The 18,675-nt window shown below is 71.8% G+C and carries 16 protein-coding genes; 7 read left to right on the top strand and 9 right to left on the bottom strand.

Annotation, left to right across the window (positions count from 1 at the left end):
* Positions 1–177: 177 nt before the first annotated feature.
* Positions 178–783: a tudor domain-containing protein gene (locus tag D7V88_RS24880; RefSeq protein WP_244238375.1), complete on the top strand. Its 606-nt coding sequence runs from the start codon at positions 178–180 to the stop codon at positions 781–783.
* A 22-nt stretch (positions 784–805) separates the two neighbouring features.
* Here the strand turns inward: D7V88_RS24880 and D7V88_RS24875 are convergent, their stop codons facing one another.
* Positions 806–1,171, bottom strand: a complete 366-nt coding sequence (locus D7V88_RS24875) for a response regulator (RefSeq protein ID WP_120543136.1) — start codon at positions 1,169–1,171, stop codon at positions 806–808.
* 77 nt (positions 1,172–1,248) lie between these two features.
* Positions 1,249–1,596 (bottom strand): helix-turn-helix domain-containing protein, encoded by a 348-nt coding sequence (locus D7V88_RS24870; protein ID WP_120543135.1) that lies wholly within the window; start codon positions 1,594–1,596, stop codon positions 1,249–1,251.
* Positions 1,597–1,836: 240 nt separating this feature from the next.
* Here D7V88_RS24870 and D7V88_RS24865 point away from each other — a divergent pair, with 240 nt between their 5' ends.
* The 3 genes from D7V88_RS24865 (at position 1,837) to D7V88_RS24855 (ending at position 7,006) form a co-directional block, all read left to right on the top strand.
* Positions 1,837–3,618, top strand: a complete 1,782-nt coding sequence (locus D7V88_RS24865; RefSeq protein ID WP_244238373.1) for an SGNH/GDSL hydrolase family protein — start codon at positions 1,837–1,839, stop codon at positions 3,616–3,618.
* The gene (locus tag D7V88_RS24860; protein ID WP_244238372.1) at positions 3,615–5,921 is read left to right on the top strand and encodes a serine hydrolase domain-containing protein; all 2,307 of its coding nucleotides are present in this window, start codon (positions 3,615–3,617) and stop codon (positions 5,919–5,921) included. The genes D7V88_RS24865 and D7V88_RS24860 overlap by 4 nt, the downstream gene beginning before the upstream one ends.
* Before the next feature lie 188 nt (positions 5,922–6,109).
* On the top strand, positions 6,110–7,006 hold the full coding sequence (locus D7V88_RS24855) for a zinc ribbon domain-containing protein (RefSeq protein WP_120543133.1): 897 nt from the start codon (positions 6,110–6,112) through the stop codon (positions 7,004–7,006).
* Positions 7,007–7,030: 24 nt separating this feature from the next.
* Here D7V88_RS24855 and D7V88_RS24850 read toward each other — a convergent pair whose 3' ends face one another.
* The 4 genes from D7V88_RS24850 to D7V88_RS24835 form a co-directional block, all read right to left on the bottom strand.
* A complete protein-coding gene (locus D7V88_RS24850) occupies positions 7,031–8,119 on the bottom strand; it encodes a hypothetical protein (RefSeq protein WP_120543132.1) in 1,089 nt (362 codons plus the stop codon).
* 150 nt (positions 8,120–8,269) lie between these two features.
* A complete protein-coding gene (locus D7V88_RS24845; protein WP_120543131.1) occupies positions 8,270–8,851 on the bottom strand; it encodes a hypothetical protein in 582 nt (193 codons plus the stop codon).
* A gap of 65 nt (positions 8,852–8,916) precedes the next feature.
* The gene (locus D7V88_RS24840; protein WP_120543130.1) at positions 8,917–9,573 is read right to left on the bottom strand and encodes a metallophosphoesterase; all 657 of its coding nucleotides are present in this window, start codon (positions 9,571–9,573) and stop codon (positions 8,917–8,919) included.
* An 86-nt stretch (positions 9,574–9,659) separates the two neighbouring features.
* Positions 9,660–10,520, bottom strand: a complete 861-nt coding sequence (locus D7V88_RS24835) for a sigma-70 family RNA polymerase sigma factor (protein WP_120543129.1) — start codon at positions 10,518–10,520, stop codon at positions 9,660–9,662.
* 310 nt (positions 10,521–10,830) lie between these two features.
* Here D7V88_RS24835 and alr point away from each other — a divergent pair, with 310 nt between their 5' ends.
* Positions 10,831–12,042 (top strand): alanine racemase, encoded by a 1,212-nt coding sequence (gene alr, locus D7V88_RS24830; RefSeq protein ID WP_120543128.1) that lies wholly within the window; start codon positions 10,831–10,833, stop codon positions 12,040–12,042.
* A gap of 113 nt (positions 12,043–12,155) precedes the next feature.
* Here alr and D7V88_RS24825 read toward each other — a convergent pair whose 3' ends face one another.
* Positions 12,156–13,208 (bottom strand): lysophospholipid acyltransferase family protein, encoded by a 1,053-nt coding sequence (locus D7V88_RS24825; RefSeq protein ID WP_244238371.1) that lies wholly within the window; start codon positions 13,206–13,208, stop codon positions 12,156–12,158.
* Between the two features lie 98 nt (positions 13,209–13,306).
* On the opposite strand from D7V88_RS24825, the gene D7V88_RS24820 reads away from it, so the two are divergent.
* Positions 13,307–16,063 carry a M1 family metallopeptidase gene (locus tag D7V88_RS24820; RefSeq protein WP_120543127.1) on the top strand — a complete coding sequence of 919 codons (2,757 nt, stop codon included), beginning with the start codon at positions 13,307–13,309 and terminating at the stop codon, positions 16,061–16,063.
* Between the two features lie 89 nt (positions 16,064–16,152).
* Here D7V88_RS24820 and D7V88_RS24815 read toward each other — a convergent pair whose 3' ends face one another.
* Together D7V88_RS24815 and D7V88_RS24810 are read right to left on the bottom strand one after the other, a co-directional pair.
* Positions 16,153–16,905, bottom strand: coding sequence for an enoyl-CoA hydratase (locus D7V88_RS24815; protein ID WP_120543126.1), 753 nt, complete (start codon positions 16,903–16,905; stop codon positions 16,153–16,155).
* An 11-nt stretch (positions 16,906–16,916) separates the two neighbouring features.
* A complete protein-coding gene (locus tag D7V88_RS24810; RefSeq protein ID WP_120543125.1) occupies positions 16,917–17,828 on the bottom strand; it encodes a ribose-phosphate diphosphokinase in 912 nt (303 codons plus the stop codon).
* 131 nt (positions 17,829–17,959) lie between these two features.
* Here D7V88_RS24810 and D7V88_RS24805 point away from each other — a divergent pair, with 131 nt between their 5' ends.
* Positions 17,960–18,649, top strand: coding sequence for a phosphoribosyltransferase (locus tag D7V88_RS24805; RefSeq protein ID WP_120543124.1), 690 nt, complete (start codon positions 17,960–17,962; stop codon positions 18,647–18,649).
* Positions 18,650–18,675 lie beyond the last annotated feature (26 nt).

Raw genomic sequence — 18,675 nt, 5'->3', positions numbered from 1 at the left:
GTGCCCGCCCCCTCCGACGAAGAGGAGCCCTCCGCGAGCGAAGGCCCCGGCGCCGTGCACTGAAGCGGCGGGGCAACCGTTGCCTGCCGCGCGTCGTCGGGGGGCTCGGGACGGCAAAGGGATGCGCCCGGACGGGGCAGGGCGTACCTTGCGGCACCAACGTCAGGAGCCGTCTGGATGATGAAGATTTCGCGCCGGGCCGTACCGCTCGCCGCCCTGCTGGTGCTGGGGGGATGCGCGGGGCGTACGCAGTCCGCGCCGCCCGAGGCCGCCGCCGAGCCCGTGCAGGCGCCGCCCGCTGTCGTCCAGTCCACGGAAGGGGGCTTCAGCGTGGCGTTCCCCGGCCCCGTCGTCGAGGAGCGGCGCGTGCAGCCCACGGACGTGGGCGAGGTGACGCTGCACACGTTCATCGCCGCGCGCACGGCGGAGGACACCGCCTACTACGTCTCCTACACGGACTTCCCGCCCGCGGCGGTGGCCCAGGTGGACCCGCGCGACGTGGTGAGCCGCGCCAGCCAGGGGGCGTTGGAGGCGCTGGGCGCCACGGGCATCTCCGCGAAGCCGGTCCAGATGGACGGGGGTTTTCCGGGCCAGGAGGTGGGTGGCCTGTCCGGCCCGCGCCGCCTGCGCGGACGCTTCTTCATGGTGGGCCCGCGCCTGTACCAGCAGTTGTTGCTGCACCCGGAGGGGCGCCCGCCGAAGGACGCGGACCGCTTCTTCGATTCGTTCCGGTTGGACCCCACCGTCGCGGGACGGCTGGGCAATACGACGCGCGGAACCTGAGCGCGTCAGGGCCGCGCGCCCTTCAGTGCAGGGCGTGCACGAACCGGCGCACGCAGGCGACGAGCAGGTCGCGGTCGAAGGGCTTCTGGAGCACTTCGCGGATGGCCGGGTGCTTCTCCTCACCGGCGCTGATGACCACGACGGGCATGTCCGCCAGCGTGGGCAGCAGGTGCAGCGAGTCCAGCAGCAGCCAACCGTCCCTGCGCGGCGTCCACATGTCCAGGATGACCAGCGCCGGGGGTGGATGGGTTTCCAGCCACGTGAGCGCTTCGTCCCCGGTGGCGGTGGCGACGGCGTGGAAGCCTTCGGCGGTGAGGATCTCCACGAGCGCGTCGCGCAGGTCGCTGTCGTCCTCGACGATGAGGAGGGTGGGGGGCGCGCGGCTCATGGTGAGCGACCCATAGGGCAGTCGCGTCCGGCGGGACAGGGAACATCTGCCGGGTGCGACCGGCAGCCGGGGGGCGCTCAGGGCTTGTCGAACATGGCCTGGAGCACGCGCCAGGCCAGCTTCACTTCCGGTCCGGAGCGGGACGCGAGGTAGTCGCAGATCTCCGCCACGCCGTCGGAGCGTTCCATGTCGAACGAGTGGAAGAGCGTCTTGAGGGACACCTCCAGGCCCACGGACAGCTTGCCCAGCGTGTCGAGCGACGGAGAGAACCCGCCGCGTTCGATGCGGCGGATGGCATCCACGGACAGGTCACTGCGTTCGGCGAGCGCTTCCTGGGTCAACTCGCGACGGGTGCGCATGCTGCGCACGTGGTCGCCAAAGCGTCGGTGGAGCTTCGTCCACGTTGTCAGTCGGTTCTTCCCCATGTTCGCGGCGGATAATTTGGGGACGCGTCGCGGTGTGGGAAGGGCGCATGTTCGCGGCCTGACCGTGCATTCGCACCAGGGGCGGAGCTTGCCGTTTTCCAAGGCGCCACCGCTGCCTGCAGCGTGCAGTGCTGGACGGATGCCCCGGTCTCCCGCCCAGGCGAAGTGGCCCGCGGGGCGACCAGGCAGGAGGTGGGGAACATGCGCAGGTCCCCGCTTTCGTCTACGCTCGGGGGTCACATGACGGTTCCCGAAGTCTCGCGGGGGCGCGGGCGGGCGTGGCTGCTCGCCCTCCTGGCGGGTGCCCTGCTCCCCGGGTGCGAGTCCCGCACACCCTCTCACCGTTTCCCCCTCACGACGCCGCTGGAGAAGTCCGCCGCGTCGCCGCCCGTGCGTCCGGAGTCCGCGTCGTCCGCCGAAGTGGCTCGGCCGGCGGATGCGTCCGCCCAGGCGTCACCGCGCGGGGCTGGGGCGTCCGCGACGGATGCGCCCGGCGGGGCGGCAGCGCCGGTGGGTGCTTCGCTCGACGCCGCGCGGCCGGTCGTGGCTCGCGTGGAAGGCGCACGGGCGGTGGATGCGAGCCCGGAGGCTTCCCAGTCGCGGGAGGCCACTCTCACCGGTGCTCGCGCGCGGACGATGGATGCGTCGTCGGCGGTGCTGGCTTCTCAGGACGCGAACCGCACCGGGACGACGTCCCCTCGCGGTTCGTTCCGCGCCTTGCCGCCCACCACCGAGCGGGGTCAGCGCCTGCGCTCGCTGGGAAACCGGCTGATGACGCCGGGGGGCGCGGTGGAGGATCCGTGCCTTGAGCCCGGCGCCACCGGGTGCGCACGCTCCGCGCTGACGCCGTTCTTCGCCGCGTTGGATGGGCTGGTCACGGGCGCCTCGGATGCGACGAAGGAGCCCACGGTCATCGCCGCGTTCGGCAACTCGCTCATCGCGGGGGACCGCATCGTGGACGTGGTGCGCGACGAACTGGTGCACGGCTTTGGTGGCGCGGGACGTGGCGTGCTGCTGGTGGACCGCATGGCGCCGTACGGCGGACGGTCGCGCACGGCCGCCGTGAGCAATGGCTGGGAGCCGCGCACGCTGGGTGAGCTGCGCGCGCCACCGCACCCGTTCGGAATCACCGGCGTGTACCACGTGGCCACCGTGGCCCGGGCCCGGGGGCGCTTCAAGCTGGAGGGCGAGCCGCGCGGGACGCTGTGGTGGAAGGACGTGGAGGACGCGGGCCGGCTCGTCGTGTCCGTGGACGGCGCGGTGCTGGCGCGCACGGAGCCCCAGGGGGACGGGGCCAGCCGCACCACGACCTTCGAGCTGCCCGTGGGCGCGAAGTGGCTGGACGTCACCGCCGAGGGCAAGGGCGCCATCGTCCAGGGCGTGGTGCTGGAGAAGGACGGACCCGGCATCGTGCTGGACATGCTCGGCGTGCCGTCCGCGGATGCCACGCTGTACGCCCGGATTGAAGAGGATGCGCTGAAGGCGCAGCTCGTGCAGCGAGACCCGAAGCTGTTGCTCTTCTTCCTGGGCGGCAACGAGTCCAAGCGCCTGGAGTGGAAGCGCACCGACCTGGACACCGTGCGCCGCGACCTGACGGCCCTGCTGCGCCGCACCCGGGCCGTATCGCCGGACAGCGCGTGTCTGGTGGTGGGCCCGATGGACGCGGTGCAGGACGGACACGTCCAGGGCAAGCCCCTGGTGCAGCGCCCGTTCCTGGAGTCCGCCATCACCGCCGAGCGCGAGGTGGCCCTCGCCGAAGGCTGCGGGTTCTTCAACCTGTTCGCCGCGATGGGCGGCGCGGGTTCGCTCGCGCGCTTCAATCAGGCGGGGTTCATGCACGACGACCTGGTGCACCCGCGCGGGCAGGGATTGGACCTGCTGGGGCAGTTGGTCTCGGACGCGTTGCTCAGGGGCTGGGTGGAGCAGGGCACGGAGCTGGCGCCGCCGCTCACGTCCTCGCGCGAGGAGGCCCCGCCGTGGCCCGGGGATGGAAGCGGTCGGACCGCGGAGGACGTGCGATGAGGCGTGCATTCGTCGCGCTGTGGCTGTTCGTCGCGTCGCCCTCGCTGGCGGTTCCCGCCCAGGCGCCCGCCGAGGCGAAGGCGCCCGCGTCGGAGCCAGGCGCGAAGGTCGTCGCGCCCACGTCGGAGCCAGGCGCGAAGGTTGTCGCGCCCGCGTCGGAGCCAGGCGCGAAGGTGGTGACGGAGTTCCCGCCAGAGGTGGAGCGCGCGTTGGACGCGCTGGTGCGCGCGGACCTGAAGCAGGGACCGACGGCGGGGCTGTCGGTGGGCGTGATGCGGGGGGGCCAGCGGTGGATGCGTGGCTTCGGCTACCGCGACCTGGGCAAGAAGCTGCCGGCCACGGTGCGCACCACGTACCGCATGGCGTCCATCACCAAGTCCTTCACTGCGGTGGCGGTGTTGCAGCTCGCGCAGGCAGGCAAGCTGGACCTGGACGCGGACATCCGCACGCTGGTGCCCGAGTACCCGGTGAAGCAGTGGCCGGTGACGGTGCGGCAGTTGTTGGGACACCTGGGCGGAGTGCCCACCTACGACAGCCCGAGCGCGGGCAACAACACGAAGCCGGTGTCGACGCGCGAGGCCATCGGTCTGTTCGCCGAACGTCCGCTCACGTCGGAGCCGGGCACGCGCTACCTGTACACGACGTGGGGCTTCAACCTGCTGGGCGCGGCGGTGGAGACGGCGTCGGGCAAGTCCTACCGCGAGTACCTGCGCGACCACGTCTTCGCTCCCGCGCACATGTCCCACGCGGACCTGGACGAGCTGAGCACCCGCGATGCGGAGCAGGCGGTGGGCTACCGCGTGGCGGGCAGCACGCTGAAGCCGTCGCGCTTCCTGGATGTCACCAGCCGCTTCGCGGGCGGAGGCACGCGCGCGACGGTGGAGGACCTGCTGGGCTTCGCGCGCGCGGTGTTGGACGACGCGCTGGTGACGCGCGAGACGATGGGACGCATGCAGGCGACGATGGTGACGCGCGACGGGCGCATCACCGACTACGGCATGGGCTTCGCGACCTATCCGCTCCGGGGCCACTACATCGTGGCGCACGCGGGCGGGCAGCCGGAGACGACGACGCTGCTGGTGCTCTTGCCGGCGGAGGACACGGCCATCGCGCTGGCCACCAACGTGGAGGACGAGGCGAAGCGGCTGCGCCGGCTGTCCCTGCGCTTGATGGAGACGGTGCTGGACGAAGGCGCGCCGGCCCGGGGTGGCCACTTCACGGACCCCGTGGACGCGGTGGCGTACGAGGGCATGGGGCGGCTCGCGAGCTACGGGCTCGCGTACCACGACTGGGCCACGCGAGGCCCCGGCACGCTGCCGCCGGAGACGGACCTGCCGGGTGCGTTCGCGAAGGTCACGGCGCTGTTCGAGCGGGCCGCCATCGCGCGCGACACGCGGGGCGCGATGGAGCGGATCCGCGGCGCGCACGAGCCCCGGGGCGAATCCCTGTTCATCCGCGTGGGTGCGCACATGGCGGCCACGGTGGAGAAGGTGCTGGGCGTGGAGCGGCTGCGCTCGTACCGGACGCAGGGCGCGGCGGCCTTCTTCGCGGACTACCTGGCCGCGTGCGAAACCCTGAAGTGCCCGGAGACGGAGCGCTTCAGCAAGGGCGTGCGGGACGACGTGGCCCGCTTCGTCGCGGGGTGGAAGCGCGCGGAGGTGCCCACGCTGCGGCGCTCGCGGCTGGAAGACGTGAAGGACCCCGAGCGGCTGTGGCCCTCGCTGAAGGAGGCGGCGGTGCGCGCGCCCTCGGTGCGGCCGGACTACACGGATGAGCTGCTGACGCTGGCGGACCGGGCGAAGCGCAAGCCGACGGACCGCATGCGCTGGCTGGAGCGCGCGACGGAGCTGCATCCGGAGTCGATGGATGCGCACCTGGCGCAGGCGGTGGGGTTGCTCGAAGCGGACCGGGAAGCGGAAGCCGGCCCGCACGTGCGCGAGGCGTTCGAGACGCCGGAAGGGTCGCTGGTGCTGTCGCCCGCGGGCTTCCTGCGAAGGCTGTTGGACACGCGCTCGCCGAAGGTGGCGAGGGGGCTGTTGCGCACGGCGGTGACGCTGCATCCGGATGCGCCGGAGTTGTGGGAGGCGTTGGCGAAGCGCGAGCGGGCCCTGGGGGACCCGGGCGCGGCGAAGGTGGCGCTGGGACAGGCGAAGCGGGCGCGGCAGGTCCGCGCCGCGCAGGAGGCCCGGGCTCCGCGTCCGCCGGGCATGGTGGCGCCCGCCGGAAGCGCGCCGGACAAGGCTCCCAGTGGGACGACGTCTCCCTCGGTGCCGGTGGATCCGGAAGCTCCGCCGGAGCCGTAGGGCAGGGCCGTGTGCTCGTGGGCCGGCGAGCTGGGACCCACCCGGAGCCCTGGCCTCGGGCGTGTGGAAATCGACGCGTGCCTCAGGGCCGGCCATCTCCGACGTGAGCGCGGGTCCGCCCGCGCGGTGCGTGCGTCCCGGAAGGCCGCATGCTCGGCGCGGGCCGGGCCATGCGAGGATGCGCGGCGATGACGCCTTCCTGTCCTTCGTGTCAGTCCCCCTTCGTTCCCGGTGCGCAGACGTGTGGCGCGTGTGGTGCGTCGCTGCTGGTGGCCCCGGCCCCTGGAAGCTCCGAACCTGTCTGCGCGGTGCATCCGCAGTGGCGGAGCGTGGCCACGTGCTCCCGCTGCGGCGCGTTCGCCTGCGCCAGTTGCCTGCGTCAGGGCCCCGAGGGCGTGGTGTGCGCGAGCTGCCACGACCGCGCGCCCATGGGCACGGTGCCTTGGGACCGGCGTGAGGAGCTGGGGACGCTCAAGGCGTTCTGGCAGACGTGTGTGGGCATGTTGATGCGGCCCACGGAGACGCTCAAGGGCATCAACCCCGACGCGCCAGTGGGCAGCTCGATGAGCTTCGTGCTGCTGACAGGGGTGGCGGGCTTCGTGACGACGGGCCTGCTCTACGCCGTCATCTTCGGCGGCATCCTGGCGTTCGTGCCCGAACCGGAGGCGAACACCGAGGCGAACCCCATGGGGTCCTCGACCGCGAAGCTGTTCCTGGTGTTGGGGATGTTGGCGTGGGCGGTGGCGATGCCGTTCTTCAACGCGGGCATGACGTTCGTGCTGGCGGGCATGGACCACCTCGTCCTGCGCATGGGCGGCGTGGAGCGCGGCTTCTCCGTGACGCTGCGCGCGCACGCGCTCTCCCTGGCGCCCTACATCGTCGGCATCATCCCCTTCGTGGCCCTCTACTCCGCGCCCTTCTGGGCCATGGGCCTGCGCGTGGTGACGTACCGGACGCTGCACCGCACCACCTGGGGCACCGCCGGAGCGGGCGCGCTCCTGGCGCCGGTGCTCTCCTGCTGCCTCTGTGGCGGCGGCTACGCGGCCATCATGTTCGCGGCATTCAAGGGCATGTCGGACAGCTGAGCTCCGGTCGGAAGCCCGTGGCGCCTACTGCTGCCCGGAGGCAGCGGTGGCGCCGTGGGGCACCAGCGGGCTGGCGGCGGGCCAGAAGCGTGCGCCCCGGAAGCCATCGAAGGACGCGGCCAGCCGCTTGGAGCCCAGGTCATAGACGCGCGCCTGCGTCGTGCCGGAGAGCAGCATCAGGTCTCCGCGCGCCATCGCATGCACGGGGCTCTGGGCGGGCAGGGCCAGCCCCTGGGGTTCGGCGAGGCGGCCGTCGTCCACCTCCCAGCGCACCGGCATCATCAGCGTGGTGAGTTCGCCCGCCGTCTGCCAGGAGTAGAGCGGACCGCTCCGGGTCTCCACGCGCGCCCAGCCGCCGAACACGTCGTGGCCCCGGTGCGCCACCACGGCGTCGAGCCGCGCGGCCTCCTGGCTGCCCTCGTCCAGGGGCTGGACCGCCAGCGCATCCGGATCCCCGGACACGGTGGAGGACACCAGCATCTCCGCGGTGGTGAGCGCGAACACGGCGTCCGCGTCATCGCGCGTGGCCACGGTCTCGATGCGCTTCCACGCGCCGTTTTCCAGGCGGAACGCATGCGCCAGCCCCGCGCCTTCCTCCGTCTCCGGGACGGGGATGCGCCGGCCCTCGAAGAGGAAGAACTCCTTCGAGCCCTCCTCGCGGCGCACCAGGTCCCCGGTATGCGCCACCAGCGCCACCAGCCGGCCCACCGAATCGAAGCCCACCGCGCCCGTCAGGCCGTCTTCCGGCAGCAACTGCGCGGAGGCCAGGCCAGAGGTCAGGTCCACCGTCCACACGCGCCCGGGCCCCCGGGCACTGCCACCCGGGTCGCGCACGGCCGCATGCTGACCATCCGCGCTCCACGCGAGCTGGAGCCCGTCACACGCCGCGTCCACCGTGACCAGGGCCCTGCGTCTGCCGTCGGACTCCAGGCGCAGCCACGTACAGCCCGAGGGCGCCGCGTCCTGGAGCACGGAGAGGGAGAACGGCGCCACCTTCACCGGCGTTACCGCCACCGGGGGCACGGGCAGGGAATCAGTCGCGGAAGGCTCCGGGGGCTTCTGGCAGGCGCTCACGAGGAGCACGGCGCTGACGAGGCACGAGGTGCGGAGCATGTTGCAACCCTTCCGGAAAAAGATGACCTCCACGGAATATGGCAGAGCTACGGGTAAGTGCGGAAGACACTTGGAGCGCACACGGTCTGGCTTGATGCGTCATCCATCCCGGAGCTGCCTGGGATGGATGACCGTGAAACCGCGCTGGCTTCAGGTGCCGGGAACGGCCTGGGGCGCGGGGGCATTCGCCTCCGCGGACGCGGCGAAGGCCTTCTCGAAGCCAGGGCTGGAGACCAGCTTCTTCACGAAGTCCTGGGCGGCGGGCATGAAGGCCTGCGCGGTCAGGGTGCAGGCGTTTTCCCCAATGGGGCTGCTGGTGAAGCTACCCACGTGAGACACCTGGAAGGGCTGCACGGAGCTGGCGGAGACGAGCGCGGCCAGGTTCCAGGTGCCGTCCACCGAGCTGAAGTCGAGCTCGTGGAACTTCGCGGAGATCTCCACCTTGCTCTTGTCCGAGTAGACCCCCGCCATGCGCAGCTCATCCTTGAGGGCCGCCTGGAGATACTGCTCGAAGGACTTCTGGTCCGGCGGAGCCACCGGGCCCACGCCGCGACAGATGATCTCCCGCTGGGCCCCGGACTCCGAAAGGAAGTCAGACACCTTGAGCGCGCCCCGCGGGTACTTCTGCTGCAACGTGCGGAGTGCCTCCACGTTGTCGACGGACACCGAATAGCGCGTGACCGTATAGGTCGGACACGCGGAGAGCAGCGACGCAGCGACAACGACAGTCATGCCTTGAATCGAGCGGATCAATCCGTTTCCCCCGGTGAAAGGTGGCCCGACTCTAGCGTCCGGCCCTACAGCGCCATATACGCGCGGGCCGCCGTCACGGAGTAGAACTTCCCCTCCGGCAGGACATACGCGGTGAGCTTTCCGCCGTACACGCAGCCTGAATCCAGCCCCAGCGCGAACGGGTGCTTCTGCAATCCGCGCATCGCGTCGTGGCCGAAAACGACCAGCTCCGGCCCCGTCCACAGGCTGCCCCACGGCTCGCCCGCCTCCAGCCGCTTCGACGGCGTTCCGTCCGCCGCGATGCTGCGCATGTTCAGCAGGAACTCTTCCTTCTGCTCGGAGAGGGGCACCCCCGGCACCAGGCCCGCGTGCACCGCGACCACGTTCAGCTCCGGGAAGTGCTCGTAGGCGGGCAGCGTCGCCAGGTACGCCCAGTCCTCCGCCGTCAGCGTGTCCAACACCTGCCGGTGCTCCGGCTTGAGCTTCTTGCCCTTCGCCGCGCGGCCCGCGTGCCAGCGCAGCACGTGCGCGTCGTGGTTGCCCTTCACCGCCCGGAACCCGCACTCCCTCGCCCTTCGCACCACCCCCGCAGAGTCCGGTCCCTTCGCCACCAGGTCCCCCACCAGCACCACCCGGTCCGCCGGACTCCAGTCACAAGCCTTCAGGAGCGCATCCAGCTCGCTGGAACAGCCGTGCACATCCCCGATGAAGAGCGTTCGCATCCCAGCTCCTCTTTAACGCACTGGCCGCGTCCACCCTGCCCGGTTTCTCGGGTCCCTGGCTTCCAGGGCAGGGCTCGCGCGCCGCGTCACTCGGAATGGGAGCGCAGCAACCGACTCAGGCTCACGTCCAGTTGGCTGGAGATGAGCCTCAGGACGCTGTCCAACTGCGAGCGCGTCAGCCGCAGGCGCTCCGTCAGCCGCTGCCGCGTCCCGTCCAGCAACTCCTCCTGCGCCCCCACCACCCAGCGCGCCGCCGTGGAGCGGTGCACGCCGTACAGCGCCCCCAACTGGTCGATGCCCAGCCCGTCCAGGTACTTCAACCGGAGGAAGTTGCGCTGCCGCGCCGACAGGGCCGCCAGCGCCGCCTGGAACGACGCGCTGAACTCCGCCCGGTACGTCTGCTTCAGGTACGCCAGCTCCGGGTCATCCCCCGGCGCCACCAGCATCGACAGGTCTCCATCCTCCGACTGCGCCTGTCCCGAGCGCTGCCGCTGCCAGTCCAGCGCCAGCCACAGCGCCGCCGCGCGCACCCAACCCGCCAGCGGCCCGGTGCCCGGATAGGCGGCCAGCCGCGCCGGCGCCTCCGCGCTGCCCACCAGCATCCGCTGCCGCAACATCTGGCGGACCTCGTCCAGGCCCGCGGCGGGCAACTTCAGCCGGGACACCGCCGCGTCCACCTCCGGCATCAGGCGCGCTTCGAAGGTGGCCAGCGCCGTGGGCAGGCCGTCCGCCGCCGCCCGCGCCAGGTACACGTCCGTCATGTGCAGCTTGCCCCAGGCTTCCTCGTTGCCCTCGGCGGGGATCAGCCGGGCCAGATGCGCCGCGAAGCGCGGGCCCTCCAACGCCACCCCGGGCCAGGACTGACGGGCCGCCTCCAGCGCCGCCGCCAGTCGCTCCTGGAGAACGGGCAGGGCACCAGCCGGCTCCGCTCTTCCTCGGGCGGTCATGAACGCCTGGGCTAGGGGCAAATCCGGGAGGGCCACGCGACAACACACTATCACCGCGCCCTGTCACGCCGCCGAACCCCGCTTCATCTCGCAACGGTCTCCCCCCAGGTCGGTGTCCCCCGGCACACGCTCCTGGCGCACGCCTGTCCACCCCCGCACGCCTCCCGCAGCGGAAAGGGCAGACGCCCGCGCGCCCCTGTCCGCCCGGGTGGCATCCAGCCCCCCGTGGCTCCCAGGCCACGGCCGCCCATGGCCCGGGCTTTGCTGGTAGACGGAAAAAAGCAGCCGTGGTGCTGGATGGTGTGGAGGTGTGCACGTGGAAGAAGTCGGTGGCGGGCCAGGAGACGCGGTGCACTCCTCGTGGCTGGAGTTGAGCGCGGCCCATCTGCGGCACAACGTGGCGGCCTTCCGGGCGCTGGAGTCCTCGGGGCCCACACCCCGGGCGCTGGGCGCGGTGCTCAAGGGCAATGCGTACGGCCATGGGCTCGCGCAGGTGCTGCCCCTGGTGCACGCGGGCGTGGACGTCCTCTATTTCATCGCGCCGCGGGATGCGCTCACGGTGCGCGCGCACGAAGCCGCGCACGGTCTGCCCGCGCGGCAGGTGCTGGTGCTGGGCGCGGTGTCCCCGGAGGAGGCCGTCGTCCTGGCGCGCGAGGGCATCGACGTGGTGGTGGCGGACCGCTCCTGGGCGGACGCGGTGCCGGGCCTGCGCGCGGCGAAGCTTCCGCGCCCCCTGCGCGTGCACGTGCACCTGGACACGGGGCTGGGCCGCGAGGGCTTCACGGCGGATCAGCTCCCGAAGCAGACGCAGTTCCTCGCGGACGCGCCCGACGTGTTCGAGACGGTGGGCGTGCTCAGCCACTTCGCCAACACGGAGGACGTGACGGAGCAGGGGTACGCGCTCGCGCAGTTGGACGCGTTCGAGACGGGCCTTGCGCACCTGACGGCGCAGCTCAAGCCCGCGAAGCCGTTGCAGCGCCACATCGCCGCGAGCGCCGCCGCGCTGGTGCTGCCCCGGGCGCGCTACGAGGCCGCGCGGGTGGGCATCTCCCTGTATGGCCTGTGGCCGTCGCCGGAGACGCGGCTGTCGGCGCGGCTGGTGCTGGGCGAGCTGCCGGTGCTCAAGCCGGTGCTGTCGTGGCGGTGCAAAAGCCAGGTGGTGAAGTGGCTGCCCGCGGGCAGCTACGTAGGCTACGGCTGCACGTACCGCTGCCCGGAGCCCACGCGCCTCGCGGTGCTGCCGGTGGGCTACTACGACGGGTATCCGCGCCTCGCGTCCGGCAAGGCGCACGTGCTGGTGAACGGCCGCCGGTGCGCGGTGCTGGGCCGCGTGATGATGAACCACCTGATGGTGGACGTGACGCGCGCGGTGTCCGACGAGCGCCCGGTGACGGCGACGCTGCTGGGCCGCGATGGCGAGGAGTCCGTGTCCGCCGAGTCCCTGTCCGGCTGGGCGCAGACCATCCACTACGAGCTGCTCACGCGCCTGGGCTCGCACCTGCGCCGCGTGGTGGTGGAGTAGGCGCGAAAGCTGGTGGGAGAGGCTCGGGCTGGAAGCCTCCCTCCGCGGGCGAGGCGTCCCAACCTGTCCGACAGTCGGACAGGTTCAGACCGCGCCCGATGACCGCGCGTTCCTCAGTCCCTGCGTGACGGCTCGGCGACCGTGCCCTGTGTCAGTCCCGGCGAGGCCGCGGTCACCAGCGCGGCAGGCGGCTGCACCTTCCAGCGGCGGTGCAGCCACAGCCACTGCTCCGGATGCCGGCGGATGGCGCGCTCCAGCCCCGCCGTCACCCGGGCCGTGTGTTCGGTGATGGGGTCCGCGAACTCGCCCGGCGCGGGGGCCGGAATGGGCCCCTCCACCTCCAACCTGAATCGCGCTCCCGGGCCCGGCGGACGCACGCCCACCACCACGAACACCGGCATGCCCGTGCGCTCCGCGGCCACCGCCATCGCGGGCGTCGTGGACGCGAGCCTTCCGAAGAACGGCACGAACACCGCCGACTTCGCTGGCAACGCCTGGTCCAACAGCATGAACGCGGATTCGCCCCGGTGCACCGCGTCGGTGATCTCCTGGATGGCGCCCTTCGGATAGATGAGCCCCGCGCCCACGCGCAGCCGGTTCTCCGCGATGCGCGTGTTCAACGCGCCCTTGAGCGGCCGCACCAACGCGTTGAGCGGCACGCCCAGGCGGATGAGCATCTGCCCGAGGAGCTCCCAGTTGCCGAAGTGCGCCGTCACCAGCAGCGCCCCCTTGCCCGTGGCCACGTGCGCCTTGAGCGCGGCCCAGGCCTCCTCGCCCTCGACGCCCTGCTGGTCCCAGTCCGGCGCCAGCCGGTCGCCCGACGGCAGCGACTCCACCACCACGCGCGCCATGGTGATGTACGCACCGCGCGCGATGGCGCGTCGCTCCGCCTCGCTCTTCTCCGGCATCGCGTGCGCCAGGTTGTCCAGCGCCACCTTGCGGCGGATGCCCAGCGTGTAGGCCAGGTTCCCCACGAAGCGCGCCAGCGCATCCCGGGCTCCCAGTGACAACGCGGTGAGCAACGCCCAGACGCCGCGCGTCAGCAACGCCACGATGGGGCCGGGGGGCTCGCCGATGATGCGGCGCAGGTGCTCCGGCGGCTTCTTCCCCTCGGGAGGGGTGTTCGTTTGCGCTGGGGACGGATGGGAGGAGAGGGGTGCGGACACGGTGGCGCACTCCACCGCGAACACGACCTGACAGCAAGGCCACGCACCGCTTGCTCGTCGCTACCTTGCTCGGCCGGTCTACGACACACTGCCCGGCCATGCCCAACCTGCTCCGTCCGGTGGCCCTGGCCACCGTTACCTTCCTCGCGGCATGTGGTGCCCGACAGGGCAACACTCCCGCTCCCGGCGCCGTCGAAACACCGCCGGTCGTTCAAGCCCCCGCCGCGCCCACGCCGCCCGAACTGCGGCTGCCCACCGACGTGCGGCCCACCCAGTACGCCATCGTGTTGAAGATGGATCCGAAGGTCGAAACCTTCGAAGGCACCGCCGACATCACGCTCGACGTGGCGAAGCCCACGGCCCACGTGTGGCTGCACGGCAAGGGCCTCATCGTGAAGGAGGCCTCCATCGAGCAGGGCGGCGTCACGCTGGCGGTGAAGCCGTCCTCCAGCGGCGAGGACTTCCTCGGCCTGTCGCTGGAGAAGCCCCTGGCCGTGGGCGGCGCGAAGCTGCGCCTCGTCTACACGGGCAAGGCGTCCGAGCGCGAAACCTCCGGCGCCTTCCGCGTCAACGAAGGCGGCGACTGGTACGTCTACACCCAGTTCGAACCCCTGGGCGCCCGCCGCGCGTTCCCGTCCTTCGACGAGCCCTCCTTCAAGGTCCCCTTCCAGCTCACCTTCCACGTGCCGCAGGGCAACGTGGCCGTCACCAACACGCCGCAGCTCGCGGAGGAGGCGGGCGCGGACGGCTGGCGCATCTTCCGCTTCGCGCCCACGCAGCCGCTGCCCAGCTACCTCATCGCGTTCGGCGTGGGTCCCTTCGACTTCCTGCCCGCGCGGGACGCCGGCCTGAAGCAGGTGAAGACGCGCATCATCACACCGAAGGGCCGCGCCAGCGAGGGCGCGTGGGCCGCGAAGGTGACGCCCGACATCCTGGAGCAGTTGGAGAAGTACTTCGGCATCCCGTACGCGTACGAGAAGCTGGACGTGCTCGCGGTGCCGCTGATGGGCGGCGCGATGGAGAACCCGGGCCTCGTCACGTTCAACTCGCGCCTCATCCTGTCCCGGCCGGAGGACGACTCGGTGGGCCGCCAGCGCGCGTTCGCGAACGTGCAGGTGCATGAGCTGGCGCACCAGTGGTTCGGCGACCTGGTCACCATGGCGTGGTGGGACGACCTGTGGCTCAACGAATCGTTCGCCTCGTGGATGACCCCGCGCATGGTGGAGTCGTGGCAGCCCGCGTGGGACGGGCCGGTGGAGCGCGTGCAGCATCGCAACGGCGCGCTGGAGGCGGACAGCCTCGTGTCCGCGCGCTTCATCCGTCAGCCCATCCGCAACAACGGTGACATCCAGAACGCCTTCGACGGCATCACCTACGGCAAGGGCAGCGCGGTGCTGGCGATGACCGAAGCGTGGCTGGGCCGGGAGGTCTTCCAGAAGGGCATCCAGCGCTACATCCGCGCGCACGCGGGCGGCAACGCCACCGCGAAGGACTTCGTGGACGCGCTGTCCGCCGAGTCCGGCAAGGACGTGGGCTCCGTGATGAACAGCTTCCTGGACCAGACGGGCGCGCCCTTCATCACCGCGACCCTGCTGTGTGATGGCGGCAAGCCCCGCGTGGCCCTCACCCAGCAGCGCTACATGCGCCTGGGCTCCAAGACGCCGGACATGGCCCAGTCGTGGAAGGTGCCCGTGTGCGTGAAGTACCCGGGCGCCACGAAGGACGTCACCGCGTGCACGCTGATGACGGAGGCGAAGGCGGAGCTGCCGCTGCCGGAGGCCAAGGCGTGCCCGGCGTGGGTGTTCCCCAACGTGGACGGCGCGGGCTACTACCGCGTGCGGCTGGCGGACGACACGCGCGCGAAGCTGATGAAGGCGGGCCTGACGAAGCTGTCCCGCGCCGAACGCGTGGTGCTGCTGGGCGACGCGCTGGCGCTGGCGCAGGCGGGCGTGCTGCCCGCGGCGGAGGCCCTGCCGCTGCTCACGCGCGTGGCGGAGGACCCGGACCGGCAGGTGCTGGAGGCCGGCCTGGAGCTGCTCGACCTGGTGTCGACGCGGCTGCTCACGCCCGCGCAGGAGCCGGAGCGGGCCCGTTACATCCGCGACACCTTCGGTCCGCGCGCGCGCAAGCTGGGCTTCAAGCCCCGCGCGGGCGAGTCCGAGGACACGCGCCTCTTGCGGCCGCGCCTGCTGGAGCTCGCCGCCAACGAAGGCCATGATCCGAAGCTCGTCGCCGAGGCGCGCACGCTGGCGGACCAGTGGCTGAAGGACCGGCGCGCGGTGTCCCCGGAGCTGGTGGGGCCGGTGCTCTCCATCGCGGCGAACCACGGTGATGCTGCCTTCAACACGAAGCTGGTGGAGACGCTGCGCGGAGAGAAGGATCGCTACACGCGCCAGCAGCTCCTGGGCGGCCTGTCCCAGGTGAGCGACCCCCAGCTCGTGCAGGAGAACCTCAAGATGCTCCTGGAGCCCAGGAACGACCTGCGCGAGAGCCTGTGGCTGCTCTTCGGCGCGTCGCGCGACCCGCGCACGCAGGGCGTCGCCGTGGACTTCGTGATGAAGAACTTCGACACGCTGGTGGGCACCGGGGGCAAGCCGGGCCTGCTGCCCGAAGGCATGGGTTCGCGGCTGCCCTACATCGGCGCGGGCTTCTGTGACGCGGGCAAGCGCCAGGAGCTGGCGGCCTTCTTCGAGCCTCGCGGCAAGCAGCTCCCCGGTTCGGAGCGCGTGCTCAATCAGGTGATGGAGATCGTCGACCAGTGCGGAGCGCTGAAGGAGAAGCAGGGCGAGAGCATCCAGTCCTTCCTCTCCGGCAAGGCCGCGAAGACGCCCCAGGCGCCGCCCGCGCCCCTGTAGGCCGTCTGTCCTTGCGCTGAAACGACACCGGGCCCGCGTGACGTCACGCGGGCCCGGCTTGTTTGAAGGGCTTCGCGAAAGGCGAAGGGCTACTTCTTGCCGCGCGTCATGAAGGACATGAGGGCCTCGCGGGCCTCGTCCGAGTGCAGGCGCTGGATGAACTCCGCGCCCTCGCGCTTCATCGTGGTCTCCACCTGCTCGCGCAGCGGGCCGCGGATGAGCTGCTTGGTCACCTTCAGCGCCTGCGCGGGGCGGGAGGCCAGGGCGCGGGCGCGCTCGGTGGCCACTTCCTTGAGCTGCGCTTCAGGGACGGCCTTGTTGATGATGCCGGCGCGCAGCGCGGTGCCCGCGTCGAACGGGTCGCCGAACAGCAGCAGCTCCGACGCCAGCGCGAAGCCCGCCGCGCGGGGGAGCAGCAGGCTGCTGGCGCCTTCCGCGCACAGGCCCAGGTTGACGAAGGGCATGCAGAAGCGCGTCTTGTCCCCGGCCACCACGTAGTCACAGTGCAGGAGCATGGTGGTGCCAATGCCCACCGCCGCACCCTCCACCGCGGCCAGCACCGGCTTGGCCATGCTGGCCAGGGCGCGCAGGTAGCGGAACACCGCGCTGTCCTCGCCCGCGGGCGGGTGCTCCACGAAGTCGCCAATGTCGTTGCCCGCCGTGAACGCGCCGCCCGCGCCGGACAGGAGCACCACGCGGACATCGTCCCGGCGGTCCGCGTCCAGCAGGGCGGCCGTGGCGGCCTCGTACATGGCGTGGGTGAAGGCGTTCTTCTTCTCCGGCCGGTTGAAGGTAACGGAGAGGACCCCCGCGTCGAGCTGCGTCAGGACAGTGTCGGACATGGCCGGGCACACTAACGCGCGTCGGGCGTGAGTGCGCGCAAGAGCAGCGGGGCCAGCGTCACCACCTGGTGGGGAAAGGGCAGGTCCTGTCGGGGTTCCACACTGTCCGTGCTGACCAGCCGCTTGACGGGCACGCCGTGCAGGCGCTCCAGCGCGGGGCCCACCAGCAGGGCATGCGTGGTGGCCAGGATGAAGTCGTCCACGCACCCCTCGCCCTTCAACTCCTTCGCCGCCGCCGCCAGCGTGCCGCCGGTGGAGATCATGTCGTCCACCAGGATGGGGCGCATGCCGCGCACCTGGCCCAGCAGGCCCAGCGTCTCCACGTCGTTGCCGCTCAGCCGCGCCTTGTGCACCACCGCCCAGGGCCGGCCCAAAAGCTTCGCCAGCGCCTCCGCGCGCTTCACCGCGCCCAGGTCCGGGGCCACCACCACGGTCGTGTCGGACACGTGGGGGCGCAGCGCCTCCGCCAGGAGTGGCAGCGCGGACAGGTGCTCCAGCGGGGCGCCGAAGCAGCCCTCCAACGCCGGGTTGTGCAGGTCCACCGTGAACACGCGCTCGAAGCGGCCGTGGGACAGCAGGTCGGCCACCAGCCTGCCGCCCAGGGGTTCACCGGCCCGGGCGCGCCGGTCCTGGCGTGCATAACCCACGTACGGAATCACCGCCTCCAGCGAGGCCGCGCCCGCCCGCCAGCACGCGTCCGCGAGCAGGAGCAATTCCAGCAGGTGCTCGCCCACCGGGGGCGTGGACGTTTGGAGGATGACGACGCGGCGGCCCCGGATGGCCTCCGGGGGCACTTCGATGTGCAGTTCCCCATCCGGGAAGCGCTCCATCTTCGTGGCCACGGGCGAGATGCCGAACGCCTGGGCGAGCGCACGGCCGAGGTGGGGACTGGCACTGCCGACGACGAGGGCGGGTTGCGTCATGGGCCCCCACCCTAGCGCGGCTTTCCCTCGCGGTGCCCTGGCCTCCCGGGCACCCCGGCAGGTGAGCCGTCGACTGTGTCTTCGCCGCCACGTTCCCGGGGGACGCGCACCTTCCGTGAGGAGGCGATTGGATGCGTTTCAAGGATCGGTCAGACGCCGGGCAGAAGCTCGCGGGGGTGCTCGCACCCTACCGCTCCGGGGACGTGCGCGTGCTGGGCCTGACGCGGGGAGGGTTGAGCGTGGCGCTGGAGGTGGCCCGGGCGCTGGGGGCCCCCCTGGACCTGTGGGTGGCGCGCAAGGTGCGCCACCCGGGCCGCAACAAGCTCACGCTGGGCTCGGTGACGGAGGGCGGAGGGGTGTTCCTGGATGCCCAGGCCGCGCCCCAGTCGCCCCTGTCCGGGACGGCGCTCCAGGACTTCGTGCGCGGGGAACTGGAGGACGTGGAGAAGCAGGCCCGGCAGCTCCGGGGCGGGCCGACGCCGGACGTGCGGGACCGCGTGGTGCTGCTGGTGGATGACGGGATGGTGACGGGGGCCACCGTGGCGGCGGCGCTCCTGGCGCTCCAGCAGCGGGGGGCCCGTCAGCGCATCGTGGCGGTGGGCGTGGCGACCCCGGCCGCGCTGGAACTCATCCGGGGCCGGGCGGACGCGGTGCACGCGCTGACGCTCAAGGCCGGACTGCGCGAGGTGGCGGAGGTCTACGACACGTTCCCCTCGCTGAACGAGGACGGGCTGCGGCGGTGGCTCACGCGCGCCCGGGATTCGTCCCCGGTGCGGGCCTCCGGGGTGGCACCGGACGTGGGCGGCGGGTGGTGGTTCTAAAGCGGCGACAGGCGCCTGGCGTGGTG

The organism is Corallococcus terminator, assembly GCF_003611635.1.
GTDB lineage: Bacteria > Myxococcota > Myxococcia > Myxococcales > Myxococcaceae > Corallococcus > Corallococcus terminator.
This window is presented reverse-complemented; position numbering and strand designations above follow the sequence as displayed.